The organism is Arsenicibacter rosenii, assembly GCF_001870735.1.
GTDB lineage: Bacteria > Bacteroidota > Bacteroidia > Cytophagales > Spirosomataceae > Arsenicibacter > Arsenicibacter rosenii.
This window is the reverse complement of sequence record NZ_MORL01000004.1, coordinates 263918-276218: the sequence shown is the minus strand read 5'-3', so window position 1 is coordinate 276218 and position 12301 is coordinate 263918. Positions and strand designations below refer to the sequence as shown.

The window sequence follows — 12301 nt, the reverse complement described above, 5'->3', positions numbered from 1 at the left end:
CATGAGGACGAACGGAATGAAAGTAAGTGCGGCTCTGGTAGGGATCTTACTGGTTACTATGCAGGTTAGGCTACAGGCACAGGCGACTTTCCCCAAAACGACAGTGCCGAATATGTCTGTGCAAGACATGACGTTGCTCGTTAATGCGGGGGCGCTGGGTAGTCAGCCTACCCAACCGCCAAAGAATACGTCGTATGCGGGTTTTGCCGATAATTCAACTGTATTTAATCCGGTAAATAACAAGGCGTCTAAAGCGGATGACTTAACGAATCCCTCCATAAAAGGCGTGATTGGGGCCATGAGCAATCATATCAGCACGAAGCCGGGTAAGTACGGAATTGCTTTTGATGCGACGGTGGTGCAGGAAATGTACAAAAAACGGGTTTTGAATAACCTGGATATGCTGGTCGAAGCAGCAAGTGTCAACCTGAATCCAGGCAGTAAGGACATAACAGAACTATTGCTGACGAAACTACTGACTGATGCGGCCGCAAAAGAGAATACAACTTCTGCCGAATTAGCTAAAAACTACGGGCGGTTTATCAATTCCTTTCGGACGCAGCTGGCGAATCAGGATTATCCGAAAATTATGCAGGGTGATGTAATTGCCTTTTTTTCGGAGGTCATTAATAAAGCAGGTGTAGATCAATGTATTAGCTATTGCGAATACACCTTTCTGGAGTACACTACCTTTTATGGAAACAGTAAAACGACGCCGGCAGGTGTAGCCGCTGCTTTTTATGTGGCCTATTTGCTTGGGTACGAAAATGTGTGGAAACAAAACGATGCAACCTACAAAACCATCTACGAATCCTATGTTGCCAAAAAACAAGGAAAACAGTATGGTACGTATCAGTATATCTCAAGCCGACACGGCATGCCGGTTTCCTTTACCCGGTACGGGGTGCAATTTGGCGCCATTGCTCCGTTTATGATACTCTCTAAAAGTGCGCAGGCAACCAGTTATTTATGGGATCAGGACTGCGATTGCCCTGATAGTGACTTGTTTAATGTCTGGTCTTCTTCGCAAACAAAAGCAACGTTTATTATTCCCTAGATCAGCTATGAAACGTGCATTGGTAGTATTGCTTTGGGGAACGTTGTCAGGAGCCGTACAGGCGCAAAAAGCTCCTAACCCAACCAAGCCTCCTTCGCTGACGGCGGCTCCGGTAACCGATACCTCAAACCGGTTTCAGGTCGTGTTATTAACCCGGTCGTACGGAGATTCAATTGTCTTGCGATGGGCACCCAATAATGCGTTGTTATTCAGAGCCGCTGTCCGTGGAGGAGGATATGTGCTGACCCGCCGGAGCCTGGGGCCGGACCGGAAACTGAAAACGGATTTCGAACAGAAAATGGCGCCATGGACCATTGATCAGTGGAAGCAGAAAGCCGGTCCACGCGATACGCTTGCCGGAGTCTGCGTGCAGTTGCTTTACGGGAAAAACAGCGTTCAGCGGCCTGGCCAGCCGGTAACGCTCGATGATCTGGTTCAGCAAAAAACGCAGGATGATCTCCGGTTGATGATTGGCCTGACCCTGGCCGATGCCAATGCCCGGCATGCTGAAGGCATGGGATTGCGGTTTACGGACCGGAACGTGCAAAAAGGCGAGGTCTATTTCTACACACTGTATCCATTGGCTGACGCGAAGAACTATCCGACGCCCATTGAAAAAGCAACGATCGTAAATGATGGCCCTGGCGAGCGGCCGGCTATGGTTCCGGTAATGGCCGATCCGGCCGACCGGACCATCAAACTGCGTTGGTCGCGAATGGCGACGCAGGAGCGTTTTTCGGCCTATTATATCGAACGGTCAGACGATGGAGGGCGTACATTTAAGCGGTTAAACCGGCGGCCCTGGATGCAGTCGTCAGTGGCGCAGTTTGCTACCGTATTTGAGTATAAAGATTCGGTGGCCCAAAACTATAGACCTTATCAGTATCGTGTGATTGGCATTACACCGTTTGCAGAATTGAGCCAGCCATCGCCCGTTCTAACCGCGCAGGGCATCGACCAGACACCGCCAAGGGCTGCATCCAATGTTACGGTGAAGCACAAAGGTGGAACGGAAGTTCAGTTAAGCTGGCAGTATGGTAAAGCGGCCGGTGATTTTGCCGGTTTTGCTGTCGGCAGAAGCAATGCGCCAAACGGACCGTTTACGCCCGTAACCAATGCGTTACTGCCCGCCGGTACGACTACCTTTGTGGATAAAAACGCGGACCCTTATGACAGGGCATACTACGTGGTGGTGGCCGTAGATACGGTGCGTAATGCGGCATCGACGCCAGCTATTTATTGCCGCTTTATGGATGTAAATGGCCCGGCCAAACCGAAAGGGCTGCAAGGCTATATTGATTCAACGGGTTTTGTGCGCGTGGTTTGGGAGCCTAATACCGATCGCGATGTCATGGGCTATACCGTATTATTTGCCAACGACCCAACCCACGTGTTTACACCCGTTACGTCGGGGTTCCTGGCAGTCAGTACATTCGATGACCGAACCACACTAAAGACCTTAACCCGGAAACTGTATTATCGGGTTATTGCCTGGGATCAGAAACATAACCCGAGTCCACTGTCTGATATACTGACCCTTACCCGTCCGGATAAAGTGCCACCTGCTGCCCCGGCCATTGAGTCCTTTGCTGCCAGTGATTCGTCGGTACGTATACTGTGGCGAGTCAGTGCCAGCGATGATGTGCGTGAGCAGATACTATTACGTCGTTCAGAACCGACTGAACGCTGGAAAGAGTTGCTGAAAGTGCCTGCAAATCAGTATGAGTTCAGTGATACAACCGTTAAAAGCCGTACTACCTATCAGTATGCCATTGTGGCGGTCGATTCCGCAGGACTCCGCTCGGCTGAATCGTTCCCCTTGCAGGTGCGGACACCCGCCACCTATCCCCGTGCGGCACAGCAACTACAGGCAAACCTGGGCCCCGATCAGAAGTCGGTCGTGCTTAACTGGAAATTAACGAATGATTTTGCACGATATGTTATTTATCGTGGCGAAGCAGGTCAGCCATTACGTACCTACGCCGCTTCGAATCGTTCACGGACCTATACCGACAAGTCGATGTCTAAAGGCTGGTTTGAATATGCGGTAAAAGTCATCTACCCTGACGGAACAGAGTCCGGTTTGTCAAACAGAGTAAAAATTGAAATCAGATAGCTATGAAAAATAGTCAGTGTGTATTCGCAGTATGGCTACTGGTTTTGTTTTCCGGTAGATTACTCGCCCAGTTTACCGCGCCGACCAACCTCGCCGGTACAGCCCCGGCCTACAACCGCGTTGTGCTGACGTGGCGGGATAACTCGACGGGGGAGACGAAATTCGAAATCGAACGAAATAACTTCACCACCTTTGCCAAAATCGGGGAGGTTGGTGCCAATGTGACTACCTATACCGATAATTCGGTCGGGGGCGGAACCTATCGGGTGCGGGCCGTATTCGCAACCGGTGCTTCGGCCTACTCCAACGAATTTACGATTAGTACCCCGCCCGAACCACCCGGTGCGCCAACCGGACTGGCCCTGACGTTGCAGGGCAGCAGCATCCGGCTGGTGTGGAACAATGGTTCGGGCGGTACGGCAACCGATTACCAGATTGAACGCAGCAACAACGCGGGAAACGGATTTGTCCTGATCCAGACGGTTGCCTACAGCCGGACACCGGCGTATACCGACAACGGGATAGCCAGCGGCACGCAGTATTGCTACCGGGTACGTGCCCGGAACACTGGCGGAACCTCCGGCTACTCCAATGTGCCTTGCCTGACTACCCCGCTGGCGCCGACCAACGTTGTTAACCTGCAGGCGCAGGCCCTGTCGGGGACCTCAATCAAACTGACCTGGAACCGGTACGGCAAGGAAAGCGGCATTGCTATTGAACGACGGCAGGGGCAGAACGGCAACTGGGCACGGATTGCTACCACCCTGGCTGATGGCGGAGAATATACCGACAACAGCGGACTCTCGCCCGGCACCGAATATTGCTACCGGATTTATGAGGACGGGCACGACTATTCGTCGGTCGCCTGTGCCACGACACCACAGGTTGCCCCGACGGCCCCCGCGCGGCTGGTAGCAACCGTTATCTCGTCGACGCAGATAGATTTGCAGTGGGCCGATCTGGCCAATAATGAAACGGGCTTTGAGGTCGAACGGGCGAGCGTGCCGGGCGGACCGTTTACCAAAATCGCCGATCTCGGCATCAATACCCAAACCTATTCTGACCGGAACCTGACGCCGAATACGCAGTACTGCTATCGGGTGCAGGCTAAAAACAGTTCGGGCGGGTCGGGCTTTTCCAATACGGTCTGCGCCACAACCCCGGCGCCGCCGGTTCCGCCACCGGCTGCACCGGCCAACCTGGTTGCTACAGCGGTGTCGTCTTCTCAGATTAACCTCAACTGGACCGATAATGCAACCAATGAAACGGGTTTTGAACTGGAACGCTCGACCGATGGCACGAACTTTACCAAAATTGCCGACCTGCGCCCCGACATAACCACCTACCAGAATACCGGGCTGAATCCGGCAACCCGCTACTATTACCGTGTCCGGGCCATCAACCAGGGGGGGCAGTCGGCCTACTCAAACGTGGCTGATGCGACTACCGCCGATGTGGTTCCCAACGCACCCGCCCGCCTGACGGCACAGGCAACCTCCTTTTCGGCCATCGTACTAAACTGGGCCGACTTGTCGAACAACGAGACGGGTTTTCAGATTGAACGGGCACTTAGTTCAACAGGCACGTTTACCAAAATTGCGGATGTCGGTGCCAACGCGACCACCTACACCGATGCCGGACTGAATGGCTCTACCCCGTATTGTTACCGCATCCGGGCTATGAACGCGGTTGGTGCCGGTGCGTATTCCGACGTAGTGTGTGCGACAACCCCGGCTGCTCCGGTACCGCCGCCATCGGCTCCGACAGCCCTTGTAGCCACGGCGGTGTCGTCGGCCACGATCAACCTGTCATGGACCGACAATGCGGCGAATGAAACAGGTTACGAGATTGAGCGCTCGGCCGATGGTACGAACTTTACCAAAATTGCCGATGTGCCGGCCAATACGACGACCTACCAGAGTGTGGGCCTGAATCCGGCAACCCGCTACTATTACCGTGTCCGGGCCGTAAATCAGGGCGGTGGCTCGGCCTACTCAAACGTTGCCGATGCTACCACGGCCGATGTGCCGCCCGCCGCACCGGCGCGGTTGGTAGCGACGGCGGTATCGTCAACCCAGATCAACCTGCAGTGGGCCGATCTGTCGGGCAACGAAACCGGTTTCCAGGTTGAACGGTCGGCCGATGGTACGAACTTTACCAAAATTGCCGATGTGGGGGCCAACGTGACGACGTACCAGAACACCGGCCTGACGTTTCTGACCAAATACTACTACCGCGTCCGGGCGGTCAATGCCATCGGGCAGTCGGCGTACTCAAACGTAGCCGATGCCACGACCCTGCCGCCGCCGGTCCCGGTTGCGCCGCAGAACCTGACCGCCGTAGCCACCGACTTCGACCGGATCCGCCTGAACTGGTCGGCCAGTACCGACATTGTTTCGGGTTATGTGCTGGAACGGGCCTTATCGCCGGCGGGCACCTTTACCGTCGTTGCGGAAGTGGCGTTCGGCACCAATTCGTATCTGGATACGGGCTTGCAGGAGCAAACGGTGTACTATTACCGGCTGCGGGCGAAAAATGTGGCGGGGGCCTCGCCCTACAGCAACCTTGCCAGCGCAAAAACCGAAGAAATGGTGGTGGCCGTCAGGAAAGAGCCGGTGGCGCCGATGTGGCAGGTAACGCAGCTCGGCGACGAAGCACTGATCCAGTTTGCGCCGGAAGTGACGGGCCTGGTTCCGATCACCATCTACGACCTGCAGGGCCGCCCCCGGCAGACGCAAACCGTACGGGTAATGCCAGGCCGGCAGGTCTCTGTATCAACCATCAGCCTGAACGGAGCACTGTTTATCATGACCGCCGACACGAATAAAGGCCTGTTAAGACATAAGCTGATGAAGCCATGAGAAGCATAATGAATAATGGACAATGGAGAATGTTTAATGCACAATGTTTAATGCACAATGATCAATGGAGAATGAATAATGAAACAGGACATAAGGATATCAGTGCCTTTATTGTGAAGTGGAGCACATTATTCATTATTCATTTAACAGTATTCATTTATTCTTCCTGCCAGCCCAAACAGGTGACACCGGTTGACGGGCTGATCGGGAAGGTATGGAAGGCAAAGTCGGTGAAGGAGGGGACGACGGTGGTGTATACCGATGGGGGCACCGGCAACGTAAAACCGGGCTATAGCGGTTTCCGGCTCGACCTGACCAAAAAGGATCAGGTGACGCTGAAAGACATCGACGGCCGGACGCTGACCGGAACCTGGAGTGTGTCAACCGATAACACACGGCTGATCCTCGAAAAGCTGCAGCCGAACCCGACCGGCACCGTAGGTACTATCGAATATCTGTTTCTGAGTCTGCCGACGGCAACCAATATGAATATCCAGCGAACGGCCGAAAGCCGGAAGACCGGCAACAGCATCAATGAATATGAACTGGTGCCGGAGTAATTGTTTGTTCTTCCCAGCCAATAGCCTTAATTTCGGGTCCTTAATTGAGTAAACCTGATTATGGCCGAAGTATCTAAAGAATCAAATGAAAAAGCGGAACGTTCGCTTAATTTCATTGAACAAATCGTAGAAGAAGATATTGCCAGCGGCAAAAACGGTGGTCGTGTGCATACGCGTTTTCCGCCGGAGCCCAATGGCTACCTCCACATCGGGCACGCCAAGTCGATCTGCTTGAATTTCGGCCTGGCGGACAAATATGGCGGGCAGACCAACCTGCGTTTCGATGACACGAACCCCGTGACCGAAGACACCGAGTACGTTGAGTCGATCAAGGCTGACGTACGCTGGCTGGGCTTCGACTGGGAAAACGAATTCTATGCATCGGATTACTTCGACCAATTGTATGCGTTTGCCGAGTCGCTGATTCAGAAAGGGTTAGCGTACGTTGACGATTCGACGGCCGAGGAGATTGCGGCTCAGAAGGGTACACCTACGGAGCCTGGTACGCCGAGTCCGTACCGTAGCCGGTCAATTGACGAAAATCTGGATCTCTTCCGCCGGATGCGGGCCGGTGAGTTTCCGGATGGCGCAAAGGTGTTGCGGGCCAAAATCGACCTGGCGTCGCCGAACATGCACTTCCGCGATCCGATCATGTACCGGATCAAACACGCGCATCACCACCGGACGGGCGACAAATGGTGCATCTACCCGATGTATGACTTTGCGCACGGGCAGTCGGATTCCATTGAAAACATTACGCACTCGCTCTGTACGCTGGAGTTTGAAGTACACCGGCCGCTGTATCAGTGGTATATCGAAAAACTGGGCATTTTCCCGTCGCACCAGTACGAGTTTGCGCGGCTGAACCTGACCTACACGGTGATGTCGAAGCGGAAACTGCTGAAACTGGTGAACGAAGGGCATGTCAGCGGCTGGGACGACCCGCGGATGCCGACAATTTCGGGTCTGCGTCGCCGGGGGTATACACCGTCGTCGGTGCGGGAGTTTGCCGACCGGATCGGGGTGGCCCGCCGCGAAAACCTGATTGATGTCGGGCTGCTGGAGTTTTGTATCCGCGAGGAGCTGAACAAATCGACCAGCCGCGTGATGGCCGTGGTAGATGATCAGCCGATTAAAGTCGTGATCACCAACTATCCGGAAGGACAGACGGAGATCATGAAGGTCGAAAACAATCCCGAAGATCCGTCGTCGGGCGAACGCGATGTGCCGTTTGGCCGCGAAATCTGGATCGAGCGCGACGACTTCATGGAGAATCCGCCGAAGAAATACTTCCGCCTGGCACCGGGTCAGATGGTGCGGCTGAAAGGCGCGTACATCATCAAGTGTGAGGAGGTGGTGAAGAATGATGCCGGTGAAGTGGTTGAACTGCGGTGTACATACATTCCGGAAAGCCGTTCGGGCTCCGACACATCGGGCATCAACGTGAAAGGCACGATCCACTGGGTATCGGTTGCCCACGCCGTTGAGGCCGACGTACGGCTATACGACCGTCTGTTCATTGTCGAAAATCCGGCCGCCGACGAGCGCGACTTCCAGGAGCTGCTGAACCCGAACTCACTCGTCACGGTGAAAGGGCTTGTCGAGCCATCGCTGAAAGACGCCGTTGCCGGCGAACGTGTGCAGTTCATGCGCAAAGGCTACTTCTGCGTCGATGCCGATTCAACCGCCGACAAGCTGGTGTTCAACCGTACCGTCACGCTGAAAGACAGCTGGGCCAAGGAAGCAAAGAAAAATTAACCGTACGGGCGACCCCACGTGGTCGCCCTTTTCTTATATCACCGGATTGGTTTTGGTCGCCCTTTTCTTATATCACCGGATTAGTTTTGGTGGCCTTTTCCTATATCGCCGGATTGGTTGTGGTCGCCCTTTTCCTATATCACCGGATTGTTTTTTTCGCCCTGACAACACAATTATCCTGTCGTCAGCTTGGCCCGGATCACCCCCACGGCGTCTTCATACGACGCGCCGATGGGAATAAGATTGCCCGCCACGGTAATGTCCTGGCGGGCAATTTTTGTGATATGATCGACCGACACAATGAATGACCGGTGCACGCGCACAAATTGCCGGGCGGGCAGCAGTTGCAGAATGTCAGACATGGTTTGCCGGCTCAGGAGCTTGCGGCTGGTCAGCACAAATGACAGGTAATTACCTTCTGCTTCGATATAGAGGATGTCGTTCAGCAGCACGCGCTCTTCCTCATAGCCTGTTTTAATGAAAATAAACGGCGCAGCCTGATCGCCGGAACGGGCGTTTTTCTGGTCGAGGGCCTTGTTGCAGGCTTTCAGGAAACGGGCCAGCGAAAACGGTTTCAGGAGATAGTCAACCGCATCCAGATCGAACCCCTGCACAGCATAGGCCGAATAGGCCGTTGTAAACACAATCAGCGGCGATTTGGGCAGGCAGGTGGCCACATCAATGCCCGAAATATCCGGCATGTTGATGTCCAGAAAAACCAGATCGACCTTATTGCCCTGTAAATAGGCAATGGCCTCGAAAGCATCCGTGAAGGTGGCCGCCAGATGGAGAAACGGAACCCTGGCAGCATGTAAGCGGATGACTTCCAGCGCCTGTGGTTCATCATCAATGGCAATGGCAGTAAGTGCGTGCATAACTCAAAGGCAAAAATCGTCGGGCAAATTAAACCGGTAGCGCGTAAAAAGGAACGGCTACCAGTAAACCAGCGTCAGCGAAACAAAGAAATCCTGCTCCGACTGCTGAATATCCAGCGTATAGCGGTTGGGGTAAATCAGGTCGAGGCGCTTGCGGACGTTGTCGAGGCCGACGCCTGTGTTATGGCTCTCCGGATCGTTGGCCAGCTTCGGATGCCGCGAGTTATGGACCTTAAAATACAGCCGCGTGGCGTCGAGCGTCAGGGTGATAAAAATCCACGACGGGTTACGGAGGCTGACACCATGTTTAAACGCATTTTCGACAAACGGCGTCAGCAGCATCGGCGCCAGATAGATATCCCGTTCGGGTTCCTGCAAATGCACACGCAGGTCAAATCCATGCGAGTCGTCGAGCCGGAGCCGCTGAATATCCACATAGTTGTGGAGGTATTCGATTTCTTTCTGAAGCGGAATCCGCTCGTGGTTGTTCTCCTGCAACATAAACCGCATCATGTCGCCCAGTTTCTGGATGCCGTCGGCGGTTTTTTCGCTGTTTTCTTTCAGAGCCGTGGCATAGAGGCTGTTCAGGGCATTGAACAGAAAATGCGGATTAATCTGTGCCCGCAGACTAGCCAGTTCGGCGGCCTTGCTCGTTACTTCGGTTTTCAGCTGCGTTTTTTCGCGGCCAAACGTCATGCGGAGGTAAGCGATGAGCGCCGGGGCCATCAGCGAAAAGAACAGGTGCGGGGCCAGTACACCCGGAAACATGCGGCGGTTGCTGAACGGCGTACTGCCGGCCCAATAAATGAACAGGGCACCCGACAAACCGGCAAACAGAAAGATGACCACCCGGATCAGAAAGGACGTTGTATCCGGATGCTGGATGTAAGGAATAACAAAATGAAACAGGTACGTTTGCAGCAGGTAAACCAGAATGCCGGAACTACAGACGATCAGGATCGACCGGAACGGTTCGTGCCAAAGCGTTTGAGGGACATAGGCACTCAGGGCAAAGGTGAACAAAAACAGACAAAAACCACTGATCAGCAGGAAGCTCATTACCTTGAACGGGCGGGCAAACACCGGAGCCATTGTCCGGCGGATAAACACATACCCCTGAAACAAAAGCTCATAGGCATAGATAATGATCAGCAGCGCAAAGGTATCGGTAACGATGGTGCGCTTCCGGTAAAACGATTCCACTTTTAACCCGATTATAGTCCCCTGCATATCCTCCCTGAATCGCACATGCAATTTAAAGTAGTGGTAGATAAAGGCGCTGATAAACAGGGAAATAAGTGCAATGCCTGCCAGGGTTAAGGTCTCCCGGTCAGGTCGTTGTTGCGGAGAGACGCGGGACTGAAGACGTGGAAAAACCTCTTCGTGCAGCAGATAAAACGCAACCAGGAAAAACAGCATACCGCCGATGAGCGGAACATTGTTGTTGAGCGTGTGATCATAGCCCGCCAGGTGACGATTAATAACGGAAGCGGGTACGCCGTTACGGATACAACTCTCAACGGCGTTATTGATGTAGGAAATTTCGAAAATCAGCCGGCGGGTCACATAGATGACAGCCGCGCTGAGCAGCAGCATGAGTTCGTAGCGTCTGTGCAGGGTAAGTTGTTGCATCGTTTTTCGGATTGATGGCTCAAAACTACCCTAATCGTACAGGCAGTGGTGTGAAATGGGTTGAAACCGGCTGAAAATGGGATGAATGGCGTGCGTCACCCGTTGGTTATTTCGTACATTCGCCGGTATAAACCAGTAAACACCAGATTACTATGATCCGCAAAATTACCGGCGCTTTCCTGTCGGCCCTGCAAAACATCCGCAGCCGCTTTTTTCACACCATCTTGTCCATTCTGGGCATCGTTATCGGCGTGGCCGCCCTGGTCGCTATTCTGTCACTGATTGATGGACTGGAAAAATACGCACAGGAGCAACTTACAAAAACCACCTCGATTAAGGCCATCATGGTGGCAACGGAAAATACCAGACTCATCAACGACATTCGTGTGGCCAAACCGGATTACAATTATTTTAACTACGACCGGTTTGCAGCTATGACAAAATCGCTCAAACATCCGGCAACGGGGTATATCATGACCCGGGAGTCGGCTGAGCTTGAAGTTGTCGATATACATTTGCCTGTCGGGGCTATGGTGCGGGGTACAGCCTTACCGTTACCACCACCATCGACAACGTTTGTGGCCGGGCGTGCCTTTTCGGAAGAAGAACTCCGCAGCCGGAAACCGGTTGCGTTTATCAATCAGCGACTCGCCGAAAAGCTGGCGCCGAAGAATAAACCGGCAGAGGCTATCGGTAAACAAATCCGATATGGTAATCTGCTGTTAACAGTAATAGGTGTTGATAACAATGACGATTTTAAAGCCGGTCAGCTTTGTATACCCATCACTTTACTGGACGAAAGCGCCCTGAAAACCGAAATGCCGCAGGTGATTGTGGAAGCTGGTAAGGTTGAAGATGTACCGGTCCTGAAAAAAGAAATCGAAGCATGGATTACGGCCAACATGGCTCACAAAATGGACGATTTTTCGCTGTATTCTAATGACCAGCGTGTCGAACAGGCCGCGAAGGGCTTTCTGGTATTTCGGGTCGTGATGGGCATGATCGTCGGAATCTCAGTACTCGTCGGTGGCATCGGGGTGATGAACGTGCTGCTGATCTCGGTCAATGAGCGCACCACCGAAATCGGGGTCCGGAAAGCATTGGGCGCCAAACGGCGTGATATTCTGTGGCAATTTCTGTCGGAATCGATTACCATTTCAACCTTCGGCAGTTTGCTCGGGCTTGGGCTCGGTATCCTGATTTCAATGGCCGCGATTCCGATTCTGACCATGTTTGTAAAAGTGCCGTTTGCGGTCGCCTATACCTGGAATACGTTCATCATTATCATGATCATTGCCATGGTCATCGGCATCGTGTTCGGGACATACCCGGCCATGCGGGCCGCCAGGCTTGATCCGGTCGAGGCCATTCGCCGGGAATAAACAATGAGCTGCTTATTAACCACATAGGGCACCATAGAAAAACAAAGATTTTTTCTTTCT

General features: G+C 53.3%; 8 protein-coding genes. 6 read left to right on the top strand and 2 right to left on the bottom strand.

The annotated features are described in order from the left end of the window. Nucleotide 1: 1 nt before the first annotated feature. From BLX24_RS10160 to BLX24_RS10140, 5 genes are all read left to right on the top strand, one after another. Nucleotides 2-1057, top strand: coding sequence for a hypothetical protein (locus BLX24_RS10160; RefSeq protein ID WP_143092637.1), 1056 nt, complete (start codon nucleotides 2-4; stop codon nucleotides 1055-1057). Between the two features lie 7 nt (nucleotides 1058-1064). Next, the gene (locus BLX24_RS10155) at nucleotides 1065-3173 is read left to right on the top strand and encodes a fibronectin type III domain-containing protein (RefSeq protein WP_071503013.1); all 2109 of its coding nucleotides are present in this window, start codon (nucleotides 1065-1067) and stop codon (nucleotides 3171-3173) included. A gap of 2 nt (nucleotides 3174-3175) precedes the next feature. Then, nucleotides 3176-6034, top strand: a complete 2859-nt coding sequence (locus tag BLX24_RS10150; protein WP_071503012.1) for a fibronectin type III domain-containing protein — start codon at nucleotides 3176-3178, stop codon at nucleotides 6032-6034. Nucleotides 6035-6105: 71 nt separating this feature from the next. Further along, entirely contained in the window at nucleotides 6106-6594 is a 489-nt protein-coding gene (locus BLX24_RS10145; RefSeq protein WP_083421898.1) for a hypothetical protein, read from the top strand. Between the two features lie 60 nt (nucleotides 6595-6654). After that, entirely contained in the window at nucleotides 6655-8352 is a 1698-nt protein-coding gene (locus BLX24_RS10140) for a glutamine--tRNA ligase/YqeY domain fusion protein (protein ID WP_071503011.1), read from the top strand. A gap of 173 nt (nucleotides 8353-8525) precedes the next feature. Here BLX24_RS10140 and BLX24_RS10135 read toward each other — a convergent pair whose 3' ends face one another. Both BLX24_RS10135 and BLX24_RS10130 read right to left on the bottom strand, forming a co-directional pair. After that, nucleotides 8526-9227 (bottom strand): LytR/AlgR family response regulator transcription factor, encoded by a 702-nt coding sequence (locus BLX24_RS10135; protein WP_071503010.1) that lies wholly within the window; start codon nucleotides 9225-9227, stop codon nucleotides 8526-8528. A gap of 57 nt (nucleotides 9228-9284) precedes the next feature. After that, nucleotides 9285-10859, bottom strand: coding sequence for a sensor histidine kinase (locus tag BLX24_RS10130; RefSeq protein WP_071503009.1), 1575 nt, complete (start codon nucleotides 10857-10859; stop codon nucleotides 9285-9287). Between the two features lie 152 nt (nucleotides 10860-11011). On the opposite strand from BLX24_RS10130, the gene BLX24_RS10125 reads away from it, so the two are divergent. After that, nucleotides 11012-12241, top strand: coding sequence for an ABC transporter permease (locus BLX24_RS10125; protein ID WP_071503008.1), 1230 nt, complete (start codon nucleotides 11012-11014; stop codon nucleotides 12239-12241). Nucleotides 12242-12301: the final 60 nt, after the last annotated feature.